This window comes from Caballeronia udeis (genome assembly GCF_044909315.1).
GTDB lineage: Bacteria > Pseudomonadota > Gammaproteobacteria > Burkholderiales > Burkholderiaceae > Caballeronia > Caballeronia udeis_A.
Genome location: NZ_JBIYEB010000004.1, coordinates 175,008 through 191,052 on the forward strand (window position 1 = coordinate 175,008; position 16,045 = coordinate 191,052).

Annotated in this window: 12 protein-coding genes; 5 read left to right on the plus strand and 7 right to left on the minus strand. The window is 60.8% G+C overall.

Annotation, left to right across the window (positions count from 1 at the left end):
• The first annotated feature begins 359 nt into the window (after positions 1–359).
• Complete coding sequence (locus ABH944_RS08220) at positions 360–1,418, plus strand: Dyp-type peroxidase (protein ID WP_404605758.1); 1,059 nt, start codon at positions 360–362, stop codon at positions 1,416–1,418.
• Complete coding sequence (locus tag ABH944_RS08225; RefSeq protein ID WP_404605756.1) at positions 1,411–2,214, plus strand: family 1 encapsulin nanocompartment shell protein; 804 nt, start codon at positions 1,411–1,413, stop codon at positions 2,212–2,214. Before ABH944_RS08220 ends, ABH944_RS08225 begins: the two co-directional genes overlap by 8 nt.
• Positions 2,215–2,296: 82 nt before the next feature.
• On the opposite strand, the gene cydB is transcribed toward ABH944_RS08225, so the two are convergent.
• From cydB to ABH944_RS08250, 5 genes are all read right to left on the minus strand, one after another.
• Positions 2,297–3,304, minus strand: coding sequence for a cytochrome d ubiquinol oxidase subunit II (gene cydB, locus ABH944_RS08230; RefSeq protein WP_404605755.1), 1,008 nt, complete (start codon positions 3,302–3,304; stop codon positions 2,297–2,299).
• A 4-nt stretch (positions 3,305–3,308) separates the two neighbouring features.
• Positions 3,309–4,697 (minus strand): cytochrome ubiquinol oxidase subunit I, encoded by a 1,389-nt coding sequence (locus tag ABH944_RS08235; protein ID WP_404605754.1) that lies wholly within the window; start codon positions 4,695–4,697, stop codon positions 3,309–3,311.
• A gap of 156 nt (positions 4,698–4,853) precedes the next feature.
• Positions 4,854–7,139 (minus strand): FdhF/YdeP family oxidoreductase, encoded by a 2,286-nt coding sequence (locus ABH944_RS08240; protein WP_404605752.1) that lies wholly within the window; start codon positions 7,137–7,139, stop codon positions 4,854–4,856.
• Positions 7,140–7,525: 386 nt separating this feature from the next.
• Positions 7,526–7,906, minus strand: a complete 381-nt coding sequence (locus ABH944_RS08245; protein ID WP_404605751.1) for a TraR/DksA family transcriptional regulator — start codon at positions 7,904–7,906, stop codon at positions 7,526–7,528.
• 274 nt (positions 7,907–8,180) lie between these two features.
• Entirely contained in the window at positions 8,181–8,357 is a 177-nt protein-coding gene (locus ABH944_RS08250) for a hypothetical protein (RefSeq protein ID WP_404605750.1), read from the minus strand.
• Positions 8,358–8,643: 286 nt separating this feature from the next.
• On the opposite strand from ABH944_RS08250, the gene ABH944_RS08255 reads away from it, so the two are divergent.
• The 3 genes from ABH944_RS08255 (at position 8,644) to ABH944_RS08265 (ending at position 13,016) form a co-directional block, all read left to right on the plus strand.
• Positions 8,644–9,504: an IclR family transcriptional regulator gene (locus tag ABH944_RS08255; RefSeq protein WP_404605749.1), complete on the plus strand. Its 861-nt coding sequence runs from the start codon at positions 8,644–8,646 to the stop codon at positions 9,502–9,504.
• A 263-nt stretch (positions 9,505–9,767) separates the two neighbouring features.
• The gene (locus ABH944_RS08260; RefSeq protein WP_404605747.1) at positions 9,768–11,315 is read left to right on the plus strand and encodes a rhodanese-like domain-containing protein; all 1,548 of its coding nucleotides are present in this window, start codon (positions 9,768–9,770) and stop codon (positions 11,313–11,315) included.
• 369 nt (positions 11,316–11,684) lie between these two features.
• The gene (locus ABH944_RS08265) at positions 11,685–13,016 is read left to right on the plus strand and encodes an LLM class flavin-dependent oxidoreductase (RefSeq protein ID WP_404605746.1); all 1,332 of its coding nucleotides are present in this window, start codon (positions 11,685–11,687) and stop codon (positions 13,014–13,016) included.
• Positions 13,017–13,121: 105 nt separating this feature from the next.
• Here ABH944_RS08265 and ABH944_RS08270 read toward each other — a convergent pair whose 3' ends face one another.
• Together ABH944_RS08270 and ABH944_RS08275 are read right to left on the minus strand one after the other, a co-directional pair.
• Positions 13,122–15,125, minus strand: a complete 2,004-nt coding sequence (locus ABH944_RS08270) for a family 2A encapsulin nanocompartment cargo protein cysteine desulfurase (RefSeq protein WP_404605744.1) — start codon at positions 15,123–15,125, stop codon at positions 13,122–13,124.
• A complete protein-coding gene (locus ABH944_RS08275) occupies positions 15,100–16,032 on the minus strand; it encodes a family 2A encapsulin nanocompartment shell protein (protein ID WP_404605742.1) in 933 nt (310 codons plus the stop codon). Before ABH944_RS08275 ends, ABH944_RS08270 begins: the two co-directional genes overlap by 26 nt.
• Positions 16,033–16,045: the final 13 nt, after the last annotated feature.

The following is a 16,045-nucleotide window of genomic DNA, read 5'->3' on the forward strand; positions in this document are numbered from 1 at the left end:
GCATAAGCCGCCAAGTAAATCGACCCGCGAAAAAACCGTGAGAAAGGAAACCCACGGTAAAAACAATCTGCTTGAATTTTCTCCCTCGACGATCAATCAGGAGCGCGCGCCGGCTAAAGCGATGGTAACAATGTGACAGCAGAATAAAAAACCGCTAAACCCAATATGAAGTATCGAACGGAAAACCAACGCGTGCGCGGCACTACAAAAAACCTTTGTACACTTTCCATAAGGTGACTGCCCGGTATAACATCCGTGGACGCAGTGAACGCAGGCTGTCAAGCACGTGTTCTCGGAGGCGGAAAGACGCTGGTTCCGCTGTTATCGGAATCCGTAACGGTTCATCAATATCCAAGCCGATGCCTAAAGACATTCCAGAATCGCAAAGCGTTTGTAATACCGTCACCCGCAGTGCCATCTTCATCGTCGCGACGTTCGCGGGTGGCAGCGATCCGGCAGACACAGTGCGCTCATGGTGCGGGGATATCGCCGCCCTCGTGCGCTCGGTCGGCAAGCGTGTCCCCTCCGGCAACCTCTCCTGCGTGTGCGGCTTCGGCTCCGATGCATGGGACACGCTGTTCGGCGCCCCGCGCCCGGCAGCGCTGCATCCGTTTCGCGAATTCGGCGAGGGCGAACGCCGCGCCGCGGCTACGCCGGGAGACATCCTGCTGCACATCCGCGCAGAACACATGGATCTCTGCTTCGAACTCGCCACGCAGTTGCTGGGGCGGCTTGGCGACGCGGTCTCGGTCGTGGATGAAGTGCACGGTTTTCGCAACTTCGATATGCGCAGCATGGTGGGTTTCGTCGACGGCACCGAGAATCCCACGGGCAGCGAGGCTGTTGATTTCACGCTGATCGGCGACGAGGACCCGGAGTTCGTGGGCGGCAGTTATGTCATGGTGCAGAAGTACCTGCACGACATGACGGGCTGGAACGGGCTTTCTGTCGAGACCCAGGAGCGCATTATCGGGCGCACGAAGCTGGCCGATATCGAGCTCGACGCGGCGGTCAAACCGTCGTCGTCGCACAGCTCGCTGACGACGATCGAAGAGAACGGCGAGGAGGTGAAAATCCTGCGCGACAACATGCCCTTCGGCCGGCCCGGCGCGGGCGAGTTTGGCACCTACTTCATCGGTTATGCCCGTTCGCCCCAGCCGATTGAGCAGATGCTCGAAAACATGTTCGTCGGACGGCCGCCGGGCAACTACGACCGGCTGCTCGACTATAGCCACGCGGTCACGGGCGGCCTCTTCTTCGTGCCGTCGGCTAGCCTGCTCGAAGCGCTCGCGGACCGCGATCCGGAGACCGCCGCCAACGCCGCCGAACAGCTGCCTGATACCGCTTCCTCCGCCGGGCCGCACCAGGACGGCTCGCTGAATATTGGCTCTCTCAAGGGAATCCCCCACCATGAATAACCTGCATCGCGAGCTTGCCCCCATCTCCCGTGCCGCCTGGACGCAGATCGAAGAGGAAGTGGCGCGCACTTTCAAACGCAGCGTGGCCGGCCGTCGCGTGGTCGACGTCAAGGGTCCCGGGGGTACCGGACTGTCCGGCGTCGGCACAGGGCATCAGATCGCGATCAGCGCGCCGCAGCAAGGCGTCGTGGCGAAACTGTCCGAGGTGAAGGCGCTCGTCCAGCTGACCGTGCCGTTCGAGCTGCAGCGCGATGCGATCGACAGCGTGGAGCGTGGCGCGAAAGATGCCGACTGGCAGCCTGCGAAGGAGGCAGCAAAGGAGCTCGCTTATGCCGAGGATCGTGCGATCTTCGACGGGTATAAGGCTGCGGGGATTGGCGGGATTCGCGAAGGTTCGTCGAATCCACCGCTCGCACTGCCGGCCGACGTCAGCGACTATCCGAACACGATCAGCAACGCGCTCGAGCAGTTGCGGCTTGCCGGCGTGGACGGCCCCTATTCCGTGCTGCTCGGCGCCGATGCATATACAGCGCTCGGCGAGGCACGCGATCAGGGTTATCCGGTTCTCGAACACATCAAGCGGATCGTGAACGGCGACATCATCTGGGCGCCCGCGCTCGCAGGCGGCAGCGTGCTATCCATGCGCGGCGGCGACTTCGAGTTGCATCTTGGCGAAGACCTGTCAATAGGCTACGCGAGCCATACCGACACGGTTGTGCGCCTCTATCTGTGCGAGACACTGACGTTCTTGATGCTGACGAGCGAGGCGTCGGTGTCAGTCACCCAAGCGGAATAAGCAGGCAGTTTCTAGGCAGCCGGCACATCGGGAAGACAAAAACACGCTCCCCGCCGGCGCGTGCTTCATCGTGTTGTAACCATCAGTGGTAACCGGCGTCTCCTTCGCGCACCTTGCCGCGGAATACGCGGTACTGCATGGCGTTATAGACAAGGATGACCGGCAGCACGATCACCGTGCCGACCAGCGTAAACAGCTGGCTCGAGTGGCTCGACGATGCTTCCCAGATCGTCAGGGACGGCGGAACAATGTTCGGCCAGATGCTGATGAGCAAACCGCTGAAGCCGAGAAAACACAGCGCGAGGGTGAGAAGGAACGGGGTCGCTTGGTGCTGCAACCGAAGTGAGCGGAAGATACCCCACACGCAGGCGATCACGAGGATTGGCACCGGCAGGAACCACCCGAGATTACCGCTTCCAAACCAGCGAAGCGCGACCGCGGGCAATCCGATCACCGTCCAGAGACTCACGATCGCAATCACCCCGAGCAGCACGCTCACAAGCGGCTTCATGACCTGGCGCATCTTGCTCTGCAGCTCGCCATCCGTCTTCAGGATGAGCCAGCCGCAGCCGAGCGTTGCGTATGTGAAGAGCACGCCGATTCCGCAGAACAGGCTGAACGGCGAGAGCCAGTCGAACGGGCCACCGGCGAAACGGCCATTGACGATCTTGATGCCTTGCAGCAGCGACCCCAGCACAATGCCCTGGCAAAGCCCCGCGAGCGCGGAGCCGCCAATGAAAGCGAGGTCCCACGCGTGCCGGGTCCTGACGGCCTTTGCACGCAGTTCGAAGGCCGCGCCGCGGAAGATCAGGCCCACGACCATCAGGATCAACGGGAGATAGTTCGCCGGCAGGAGCGTTGAATAGACCCCGGGGAACGCCCCGTAGAGCCCGGCGCCGCCAAGCACGAGGAACGTCTCGTTGCCGTCCCAGACCGGTGCGATGGTATTGACCATCACTTGCCGGTCAGCTTTCTCCTCGAAGAACGGAAACAGCAGGCCGACGCCGAGATCGAATCCGTCCAGCATCACGTAGATGAAAACGCCCAGTCCGATGATCGCGGCCCACACGACGGGAAGATCGATTTGCATGGCCTCACTCCCCTTCCAGTGCGTCGAGCGCGCTATTGCGCAATATCGGATGTTTGCGCGACTCGCGGCGCTCGACATGTTCCTCCGGGCCGCGCTTCATCATCTTCATCATGTAGTAGAAGCCCATGCCGAACACCAGGAAATACACCAGCACAAAGATCAGCAATGAAACGCCCGCCTGCTGGGAACTGATCGGCGAGAGGGAGTCCACGGTACGCAGGACGCCATAGACCGTCCACGGTTGGCGGCCGACCTCCGTCGTTACCCACCCGGCCAATAGCGCCACGATTCCGGAAGGCCCCATGCACAGCACGAAACGCTGATACCACCGCGTCTCGTAGAGACGGCCGCGCAGCCTGAGCACCAGTCCAAGCAACGCAGTCAACAGCATCAACATACCGAGACCGGCCATGATGCGGAAGGTCCAGAATATGATCGGTGAATAGGGACGATCCTCAGGAGGAAACTCCTTCAGGCCGCGAATCTCGCCATCCCAGCTATGGGTCAGGATCAGGCTGCCCAGACGCGGTATCTGGATCGTGTATCGCGTGACTTCCGCATTCATGTCGGGCAGGCCAACCAGGTTGAGCGCGGTGCCGCCGTGCTCGGTTTCCCACAGGCCTTCGATTGCCGCGATCTTTGCCGGCTGATATTTACGTGTGTTGAGCCCGTGCGCATCGCCAACAAAAATCTGTATGGGCGTGAGCAGAAGCAGGATCCACAGTGCCATCGAAAAGCTGCGCTTGACCGGTTTGTCGCGGCGGCCATGCAACAGATGCCACGCGCCACAAGCGGCCACAATGAAAGCCGCGACGATGAACGCGGCGATCGTCATATGCGCGAGGCGGTACGGAAACGACGGGTTGAAAATCACTTTCAGCCAGTCGACCGGCACGATGCGGCCGTTTTCGATCGCATAACCCTGCGGCGTTTGCATGAAGCTATTCGACGCGAGAATCCAGAACGTGGAAATCAGCGTGCCCGTCGCCACCATCAGCGTGGCGAAGAAATGCGCCCGGGGACTGACGCGTTCCCAGCCGAACAGCATGACGCCGAGAAACCCGGCCTCGAGAAAGAACGCCGTCAACACTTCATAGGTCAGGAGCGGTCCCGTGACGTTGCCGGCCACGCTGGCAAATCCACTCCAGTTGGTGCCGAACTCATAGGCCATCACCACGCCGGAGACAACCCCCATTCCAAAACCGACCGCGAAGATCTTCGACCAGAACAGGAACATGTCTTTGTAGGCGGTGTCTCCGGTCAGTAACCAGCGCCATTCCAGCACGGCGAGGAAACTGGCCAGGCCGATGCTGATTGCGGGAAAAATAATATGAAATGAAACCGTGAATGCAAACTGCAACCTGGCAAGGTGGAATGCATCGAAGATTTCCATGATGGATCACTGGCTCCAGGTGATGACGTCAGTTGCGTAAAAACGGGTGGCATTCGAACTGATGTGCGACTCATCGACCGCGATAACACAAGCATCGCACGCAGGTGAGGCAATGCAGATTTCACGCGCGGTATCCTGCCGGTCGATCAACCGAAGTCAGCTCACGGCCGAGCGCAAGACATGAACAGGAACAGACTTGTACGAAGGCGTGCCGCTGTCCTTGTCAATGAAGTCGAGCGGCACCAGCACGTTCGCTTCCGGGTAGTACGCCCCGACCGACCCCTTCGCAATGTTGTAGGCGATCGCGGTGATGTTCTTCAGGCGCATCTGCCTGCCCGACGAGGTGATTGTCTCTATGTCGACCAGATCACCGTGTTCAAGTCCTTGCTCGGCCAGATCGTCTTCGTTCATGAACAGCACGTCACGCCGGCCGAACACCCCCCGGTAACGGTCGTCGAGCGCATAGATTGTCGTGTTGTACTGGTCGTGGCTGCGTAGCGTGATGAGACGAAGCACGTTTTCCGCGCCGAGGACGTCCGCGTCTTCCCTCACTCCCCCGTACACCGAGAACATCGCTTTCCCTGATGGTGTGGGCCACACGCGTTCCGTCGGAGGAAGCGGCATACGGAATCCTCCCGGCGTTCTGATTCGTGCGTTGAAGGCTTCAAATCCCGGCACGGTTTGCTCGATCAGGTCGCGAATCTTGTCGTAGTCCGCAATCAGCTCCTTCCATGCCACCTTGCTGTCCGGCAACGTTGCGGTGGCGATGCCGGCAATGATCGCCGGTTCGGAACGCAGGTGTTCGGACGCAGGCGTCAGCTTCCCCGAAGACGCGTGGACCATCGACATGGAATCTTCAACCGTAATGGATTGCCGGCCGGTCGCCTGCAGATCGAGTTCCGTGCGGCCCAGAACAGGCAGCACGTACGTCTCTTTTGCCACCAGCAGGTGCGAACGATTGAGCTTGGTGCCAAGGTGGACGCTTAGATCGAGTTTGCCCATTGCGGGAAAGGACTGCTCGGAATCGGGCAACGCAACAGCGAAGTTTCCGCCGAGGCAAATCAGTACCTTGGCCGTGCCGGCAATCATTGCCTGCATCGCCTGGACGGCATCGTGCCCATGCGCCGCGGGCGGCTTGAATCCGAGTACATCTTCGATCTGCTTGAGGAAGGTGGCGGACGGCTTTTCAGTGATGCCGACCGTGCGGTTTCCCTGCACGTTGGAATGCCCGCGCAAGGGACAGATGCCGGCGCCGGGTTTGCCGATGTTGCCGCGCAATAGCAACAGATCCGCAATCAGACGGACATTGGCGGTGCCCTTGTTATGCTGGGTAATGCCCATTCCGTAAGTGACGATCGTCGCATTCGACTTTGCATAGGCAATCGCAACTTCCTCCAGGTCTTCACGGTCAAGTCCGCTTGCCGTTTCAATATCGTCCCATGTCGTTGCCTCGAGGTCAGCCGCAAATGGCTCGAAACCCTGGGTATGCTTGGCAATGAACTCGTGGTCCAGAACAGTGTTGCCCTGTTCCGCGTCCATAGTCAGAAGTGCTTTCATGATGCCCTTGAGGGCGGCCGCGTCTCCCCCTGCGTCGACCTGAAAATAGGTCGACGCGATTCGGGTCGATCCGAAGGTCGCCATTTCAATGACGCTCTGCGGATCGGCGAAGCGCTCGAGCGCGCGCTCGCGCAGCGGATTGAACACGATGATCGGGACATCGCGCCGCGAGCATTCATGGAGCGTCCCCATCATGCGCGGATGATTCGTCCCGGGATTGTGGCCGATCGAGATGATGAGTTCGGTGGCATCGAAGTCATCGAGCGATACCGTGCCTTTGCCGATACCAATCGACCGGGGCAACCCGACGCTGGTCGGCTCGTGGCACATGTTCGAACAATCAGGGAAGTTGTTGGTCCCGTATTCGCGCGCCAGCAATTGAAAGAGGTAAGCGGCCTCGTTCGACGCCCTGCCTGACGTATAGAACTCGGCCTCGTCGGGAGAGGACAACCCTCGCAGCACTTCACCTATACGGGCGAACGCATCCTCCCATTCAACAGCCCGGAACTTGTCCGTGGCGCGGTCGTAGACAAGAGGATGCGTCAGCCGGCCAAGATCCTCCAGTTCGAAATCGGATCGCTGCAGCAACGACGACACAGTATTGTTCTCGAAGAACGCCGGCGTCACTCGCTTGGTCGTTGCTTCCCATGTGACCGCCTTGGCGCCATTTTCGCAAAACTGGAACGTGGACTTGTGCTCCTTGTCCGGCCAGGCACAACCCGGACAATCGAAGCCGTCAGGCTGATTGGTCCGTAGCAGCGTAATGGGCGCCTTGACGCTTTCCATTTGTGTGCGGACGGCTTGTGCGGTCGCCCGGAGCGCCCCCCAGCCGCCGGCGGGATCGTCATACGGTCGGATTCCGGGAACTGCGCGTCGTTCAGTCATATGAGACTCCATCAGTTGCCCCGGGAGACCCGGGGACTGGCTCGCTGTTGGGGCTACGCCGCATCACGGCATAAGGCCTGGAAACCGCTTCAGCCTGGAGAGCCAATCTTCATCGCGCCGTCACGGCGCGATGAAGGCGACTGAACCAGCTATAAAATTTGTGCATAACCCGCTCCCCTGCAGCGCAATCCCGAGCATGATTAGCATAACGAAACCCCAGCTACGTCCTTGAATTCCATGGATGTGCTTGGATAAAGGAATATTGATCTTTCCGATGACAGGCATGGGTGAAATGCCATCAAAGGCATCCCGCGATGACATAACATTCCCGGACTGGGGATTCATCGCAGGATTGGCGTGGGCGACGGCCTCATTCCGGCCAGCCGTCATGCGCCGGTCTCGCGCTTACTCTGCTCCTCGAGAGTGAAGATCGCCTCGGGAGTCGCTTCAAGCCTTGCTTTCGGTATTGGGTCACCGCTGGCATCGGAGAAACCATAGGTACCCTCCGCGATCTTCTGCAGCGCGCGCTCAATATCACTGATGCGCTGGTCGTTCACATCATGCAGCGCCTGGTTGACCTCCTGCTGCGCCGCTCCCTGCGCCTCGTCCTCGAGCTCCTCGGCCTCGTCGCCATGCTGCTCCTGGGCCGTCCGCTCGTTTGCGAACGTATCTTCCTCGCCGCCCAGCAGTTGCCGGCGCAGCGCTTCAAGGCGCGTGCGCTGCTGCGTGATGAAGGCCTCACCCAATCCACCCTGGGTCCCGGACATTGTTCTCTCCTGCGCCATGGCTGACGTACGGTTTAACAAGTCAGCGAAACACAGGTGTCATGGACCAGGCTTGCGGACTGTCTGTTCACGGTTTCGACGATCAAGCGGCATAGGCCATTGTGCTGTCGCAAGTCTTCTATCGTGTGACAGCACGTTTGCTTCCGGCTTGAGCTTAGGATAGTAGAAATTTGTAGAAATCGAAATGCGATCTCGACCGATACAAGGAATCAGCGCAAGCGATCAATGCCCCAGCGGCACCCGGCGCCAGCACGAGTCACCCACCCAGCTCCTGAAATGCATGGCCATTGGCCTCGAGTCCTTTCAAGACGTCGGGTGGCAGTTCGTCTTGCCACACATTGCCCTCGAATTCCCACTGGTCCGGGTCAGCGAGGTCTGGGAGGCCAGCCCCCTTATGCACGTAGAGTCCAAGTGTCGGCCTCTTCAGGTTCATGTAGAAATCGAATTCCTGCATTTGCGACACCTCACGCAAGCTACGCTTTCAATCATAATTCCCGAGATCCTGCCAGCTCCCTCCGCGCACCATGCAGGAAGAGCACAGACTCCCACAGTAAGATCAGGAGGCAACATCGTCAAGGTGACTGACGTGCACACCGTGTCGTTTACAAGGCACTTGCAAAACCGATATGCAGCGATTGAGCAGTGGCCCGTAGAAACTGCTATAGCGGCGTCTTTCGTCGGCTCCGGCCTAAACCCGAAGCATCAATTGCACTCGAAGAATGTCCAAAAACAAGCCTGCAATATCCTCTGATCTTCTTTCCGGCGCCGCTAGTGCACTGGTCTCCGCGGCGGACAAGTCGGTTGAGAGCGGGGCTCTTTCACGCGGCATGGCGGTATTGTCGGCGGTTATAGCGGCGGCAAGACCGCTTGGTCTTGTCGAGATCGAGGAAGCCGTTGGGCTGTCCTCGAGCACCTGCCACCGCTTGCTGCAGACGCTCATACACGCCGGTTATATATATCGCGACACAAGCAATCGTTATTATCCGACGCCTCGCGCCGTATTTCCGCTTGTCATCGATCACCCGTTGAACCTGCTGCGCCGTGACGCCTCCGACTCGCTCAAGAGCTTGCAGCGCAAATATGGGCCGTCGGTCGGACTCATTGTGTTCATGGGAACAGCGCGCCTTTTCGTCGATGTCGTATTAGGTCAGGACAACGTGGCGCCCTATTACGAAACCCAGGTTTCGTTGCCGCTGAACAGCACGGTTTCGGGAAAGTTGCTGCTAAGCGAACTCAGTCAAACAGCTCGTGACGAGGCGCTCGGACCGGAACCCTATCCCATGCGCACCCCCAAGACGATTACAACGCGTAAGGCGCTGACGAAGCAGCTCGACCAGATTGCGAAGGAAGGGATTGCGACGAATCTCGGCGAGAACATCCCAGGCATATCAGCGGTTGGCGCAAGACTCGGAGTACCGGGAGAGCGCGCAATTGGCGTTATCGTCATTACGGGCCCAAGCAAATACTTCACTGCAAGCAGCATCGAAAGCATGGGCGCCGACTTGCGCGAGTGCACCGGCATCCTGTCCGGCACGTCGCTATCAGTCCGGGCCGTCGCCCGTTTTCTGAACCTCGGCTAGCGCTCAAGCCGTCCGGGCGGCCGCCATTTTCTGCAAGCGAAATCACGGCCCGCAACTATTTTTCCCAAACCCGCTTTTACCAGAAGCTCAGGCGATTTTCTTCGTTTGAGCGGTCTTTCCCCGTCCATATACTTTGAAGCTGACCTTGGGAAAATAGAAGATTCTTCCCATTTTTCAATTTCTGTGAATGTCGCAGGGCTTCTCTGCGACATCGCACAGGCACGCTTGCCGCATTTGAAATCCGCACCTGGAGAATCCGCCGCATGTCTATTGAAAGCGTTCGAAGGATCACGCCTGAACAACTAAAAAACACCCTTGCAGCAAGGCATGAACTCGCCATTCTCGATGTGCGGGAAGAAGGCATTTTCTCGCGGCGCAGGCTGTTTTATTCTTCAAGCGCTCCGGTTGCGCGGATTGGATTGCTGATTGACCGGCTCGTGCCTCGGCGCAAGACGCCGATCGTGCTGGTCGATGAAGCTGGTGAATATTCCACCCGCGCTGCGCTTGCGCTGCGTGCTTTCGGGTACCTCGACATTGCCATTCTCGAAGGCGGTGTGTCGGGTTGGGAACGTGCCGGCCATGAGGTGTTCAGCGGTACGAATGTGCCCGGCAAGGCGTTTGGCGAACTCATCGAACACAGGCTGCATACGCCGAATATCGACGCGCTCACGCTCAAGCAGCGGCAGGACGCCGGGGAAGACCTCGCCGTTCTGGACAGCCGCCCGTTCGGCGAATACCAGACCATGAACATTCCCGGCGGCGTGGACTGCGCGGGCGCGGAGCTGGTCTATCGTGCGCTCGCCGCGGCACCTTCCCCCGACACGCTGATCGTGGTGAATTGCGCAGGCCGCACGCGTTCCATTCTCGGCGCTCAGTCCCTGATCAACGCGGGCATTCCGAATCCGGTTGCAGCATTGACCGGCGGATCGATGGCATGGCTGCTGTCCGGCCTCGAACTCGAGCATGGGCAAACCAGGACCGCTCCGCGCCCGGACGCCGCGAGTCTTGCATCCGCCCGCGCGCTCGCGCAGCGCGCCGCCGTCAAGGCGGGAGTGAGCGTCATCGACCGGGTGCAGCTTGCACAGTTCGAAGACGAAGCGCTGGAGCACACGCTATACCGGTTCGACGTGCGTGACCCCCTCGAATACGAAGCGGGACATTTGCCGGGCTGGCGTTCGGCGACCGGCGGGCAGCTTGTCCAGGCAACCGATGAATACGTGGACACGCTCGCCTCGCGCGTGGTGCTCACCGACGACGACGGCGTGCGCGCGCGGATGACCGCGACATGGCTGAACCAGCTTGGTTACCTTGATGTCCATGTGCTTGACGACGAGCCGGCCGTCATACTCGAATCCGGTCCTGAACCGCTTCGTGTACTTGGCTCGGGTGCACGCGTGAACTGGATCGAAGCGGATCAGCTCGCGCTTGCATTGAGCGGGAAAGCCGCGCAGGTCATCGATATAGACAGCAGCCTCGCCTTCCGGCGTACGCATGTTCAAGGCGCGCGTTTCATTGCGGTGAGCGCGCTTCCGGATCTTCTGGATCAACACGTGGACCCCGCCACACCGCTCGTGCTGACATCGGAAGATGGTGTGCTGGCCGGGCTTGTCGCGAACCAGATCCGGTCGCGCGTGCCCGGCGTTGCAGCGCTGCTCGGCGGCACGCGGCGCTGGCTTGCGCTCGGATTACCCTCCGGCAGCGGCGACGCGGGCAACCTCACCGGCAGCGACGATGCCTGGTACAGCCCCTATCACGCGGCGCCCGATCAGGTGGCGGCACAAATGAACGCCTACCTTGCGTGGGAACTGTAACTGGTCGAGCAAGTGGAGCGCGACGGCACGGGGTCGATCAAGGTCATTGATTTCGATACCCACACGGCGCGTCGCAGCCACGAACGACTGGCTTCGTTCAACAGCGCGACGGCAACCGAGGCCGCGTCGGGAAACTGAAGAGGCCAACACGTCGTGAGATCCTGCTCTCCTGCCCAGCACTGACATCGCCTGCGACTCGACCGCCACTGGCGCAACATCCGCACCATTGCGGCGATTACCTGCCTAACGAAACACCGCTGCCGCACGCGGCATTTTTCTGAAAGCGCGCCATCGGCAAGAGATGACTGGACACACCGGTATGTGGACGGTCGCCGCCCGGCCAGTCCCTGAACTTTTCCCGGACCCTTCATGAGTTCCCAACGTCAGCTGCACCTGAACACCAATGTCACCGGCGTGGGCCGTCATCCTGCCGGCTGGCGCACGCTCGACAATCCCCGTTCGAGCGTCGACCTGAATTTCTTCAAGCGAATTGCGGAGGTTGCCGAACGAGGCAAGCTCGATGCGGTCTTCCTTTCCGACGCGCTCGCGCTGAAAGGCCATGCCGACGGTCCCGCGCAAGCGCTGGAACCGACAGTTCTGCTGACGGCGCTCGCGGGCGCGACGACGCACATTGGACTGATAGGCACGGCGTCGACCACGTTCAATGATCCCTTCAACCTGGCGCGCCGCTTCGCGTCCCTGGATCACATCAGTGGCGGCCGGGTTGCGTTCAACGCGGTCACGACCTGGGACGCGTCGGCGGCTGCGAATTTCAGCTTCGACCGCCCGCTCGACACGCACGAGCGTTACGCCCGCGCGCAAGAGTTCGTCGATGTCGTGGTCAAGTTGTGGGACAGCTGGGAAGATGACGCGCTGGTCGCGGATCAATCAAGCGGCCGGTATGCCGACGTCGACCGGGTTCATGCGATAGATCACCACGGCGAACACTTCTCGGTGTGCGGACCGCTCAATGTGCCACGCAGTCCGCAAGGCAGGCCCGTTCTGGTGCAGGCCGGTTCGTCGGAAGGCGGACGTGAGCTTGCCGCGCGCAGTGCCGACGCGGTCTTCACAGCCCAGACAACCCTGCCGACAGCGCAAGCGTTCTACACTGAGATCAAGGAGCGCGCGCGGCGTCATGGCCGCAATCCTGACCATCTGCTGATCCTGCCGGGCTTATATCCGGTAGTCGGAGGGACCGAAGCGGAAGCCCGCGAGCACAAGGCCAAGATGGACGCGATGCTCGGCCCGGCCCGCGAGATCGCGAAGCTCGCCGGACAGCTCGGCGTGCGGCCAGACGATCTTCATATCGACCGCGCGCTGCCTTATGCGCTTATCGAAAAGGTCACCCGAAGCGACCTGTCGCGCGGTTTCGTGGACTCGACCTTGCATCTTGCCCGCAGCGAAAACCTGACCGTGCGCGACCTGCTCGATCGCAACCCTGGCGCGCACCGGATGATCGTAGGCGCACCCGAGCAGATTGCAGACGATATCGAACGCTGGTTCAATGCGCGCGGCGCTGATGGATTTAACCTGAACGCGGATGTATTTCCCTCCGGGCTCGAGGCATTTGTCGACCACGTCGTGCCGATTCTTCAGCGGCGGGGTTTGTTCAGGCGTGACTATACGGGCTCAACACTGCGCGAGCACTACGGTTTGCCGCGTCCCGACAGCCAGTTTGCACAGGCTCGTTCGGCGGCTTGAGGGCTGCGCTTGAGGCCTACGCTTGAGACCCGCGCCCGGCGCAACACGTACTCAGCGCGCGGCCAGATCGACCGCGCGCTGCACCACGCGTTTCCAGCCCCTTGCCTACCGCCGCGACGAAAGCCGGCGCACGACGGACACGAGCCTGTCGACTTCATCGCACGTGTTGTAGAAAGCCAGCGACGGCCGTACCGTTGCCTCAACGCCAAAGCGCCGGAGAATCGGTTGCGCGCAGTGATGACCCGAACGCACGGCAATCCCTTCTTCGTTCAACGCCTGCCCGACCTCTTCCGTCTCATAGCCTTTCAGCACGAACGACAATACGCTGGCTTTATCCTTCGCGGTGCCAATCAACCGTACGCCCGGCACGGGCTGTAACACGCTCGTCGCATAGGCCAGCAGATCGTGCTCGTAGCGCCCGATATTCTCGATACCCACACGCGTCACGTAATCTATCGCAGCGCCAAGACCTACCGCGTCTGCAATGTTCCCCGTGCCCGCTTCGAAGCGATTGGGTGGCGCCTGGAACACGGTCCGCTCGAACGTCACGTCCGCGATCATGTTGCCGCCGCCCTGCCATGGCGGCATGTCCTCGAGCAGATCGCGTTTGCCATAGACCACGCCAATACCGGTCGGACCAAACAGCTTGTGGCCCGAGAACACAAAGAAATCAGCATCGATTTCCTGCACGTTCACACGCATGTGCGAGACCGATTGCGCGCCGTCGACCAGCGCCCTGGCGCCTGCACGATGCGCCATCGCGACAATCTCCTGCACCGGCACAACGGTACCCAATGCGTTCGACACCTGCGTCACCGAGACAATCTTCGTGCGGCCGTTGAGCAGTTTCTGATACTCATCCAGACGGACCTGCCCCGTGTCGTCGACGGGAATCACGCGCAGCGTCGCCCCCTTTTGTGCGGCGAGTTGCTGCCAGGGCACGATGTTGGCGTGATGCTCGAGATGCGACACGATGATCTCGTCGCCCTCGCCCACGTTTTGCACGCCCCAGGTCTTCGCGATCAGGTTGATGCCTTCCGTCGTGCCGCGCACGAAGATGATTTCTTCCGGCGAGGCAGCGCCAATGAAGCGCCGCACCGTATCGCGTGCACCTTCGTACGCGTCGGTCGCGCGTCCTGCCAATGCATGCGCGGCACGATGAATGTTTGAGTTCTCATGCTCGTAGAAGTACGACAGGCGATCGATCACCGACTGCGGTTTCTGCGTGGTCGCGGCGTTGTCGAACCACACGAGCTGACGCCCATTCACACGCTCTTGCAGAATCGGGAAGTCGCGCCGGATGGCATTGACATCGAATGGCGGATGCGCGGAACCGGTCTGCGACAAGTGCTCGTTCGAATGCGGTGCACGGGCGTTGTCGAGAAAATAGAACGACCCTGTACGGCCCGGCTCACCACCGTAAGACTCGCGGCCATTCAGCGAACGCAAGTCATCGATAGACGGAAGCCCTAGCGATTCCGCCGTTGGCACATCATGACCGGGCAGCGGCAACTCGCGGTTCGCACCTGATGCCACGTTCGTGTCCCGAAGGAAATAGAACGGCGACGCCGCCGGTTGGTCTCGCGGCGCCACATCCCGTTGCGCCACATCGGGCACGCCGACGCCCAGCGCAGCGCCGCCGAAGCGCGGTTCCAGCGCCGGTGCGGCGCTCGTCACGGAGTCAGGCACGTTGTTTTGCGAAACCGCATGCGGCGCCAGCGCCGGCACGCGATTGCCCAGTGACAAAACGTGCGTGGGCGCCGACGGAAGCAGGTTAGCGCCCGCCACCTTGCCCTGCGGAAGGCTCAGGCCTGGCACCCCCGTCCCAGCACCGCCCGGCCCCGCCAACGGCGATCCAGGGGGCGCCGGATTGCTCGCGGAAGCAAGCACGGGCGCGGCCACCGGCAGCCCTGCCGACAGCGACTCGCCGCCACCGCTGCCAAGACTGGCAAGCGCGGGCGTGGCACTGCCCGGCAACGACGAAAAGAACGCATTCGCCAGACGTGACAGCGCGGCGACGTCAGGCAAGCCCGCAGGCGCTGCACCGTGCGGAACATCGGGCATTGAAGCGCTGCTCACCGGCTTACTTGTAGGTGTCTGGATAGTCATGGTACTTGGCGATCTCCACGTCATCCAGAACCGCCAGCGCATCCGGCGAGTGCACTGCGAGCGAGCAATACAGCGAAATCAGGTACGAGGCGATCGCATGATTGTTGATGCCCATGAAACGCACCGACAGCCCCGGCCCTTGCTCACCCGCCACGCCCGGCTGGAACAAACCGACCACGCCTTGCCGCTTGTCGCCCACGCGCAGCAGCAGGATCTTGGTCTTGCCGTCGGCAACAGGCACCTTGTCCGACGGAATCAACGGAATGCCACGCCACGTGAGGAACTGGGAACCGAACATGCTCACTGTCGGCGGCGGCACACCGCGACGCGTGCATTCGCGCCCGAAAGCCGCAATGGCGAGCGGATGGGTCAGGAAAAACGCGGGCTCTTTCCAGACGCGTGTCAGCAGTTCATCGAGATCGTCGGGGGTCGGCGCGCCAGTCAGCGGGAACACGCGCTGTTCTTCGGCGACATTTGCCAGCAGGCCGTAATCGGGGTTATTGATCAGCTGGCTTTCCTGCAACTCCTTGATCGTTTCGATCGTCAGGCGCAGTTGTTCCTTGATCTGATCGTGCGGACTGCTATAGAGATCCGATACCCGGGTCTGCACGTCGAGGACGGTGCTGACGGCGTTGAGAAAATACTCACGCGGGTTTTCGTCGTAGGGAACAAAGGTCCGCGGCAATTCGCTTTCATCTTCACGCTGCGTGCACGCCGCTTTTACTTCCTCGGGATTCTTGACCTGGTTCAACCGGTAGATACCGGCTTCCACAGGCACCCACTGCAACAAGTGCGTGAGCCATCGCGGGCTGATGGTCGATAGCTGGGGAACGGTCTTGGTGGCATTGGCTAGTTGCCGTGCTGCGTTATCGCCGAGCGCCGTCTGGCCGCCCACAGTTGCCGTCATGTGTAGCTCCGAA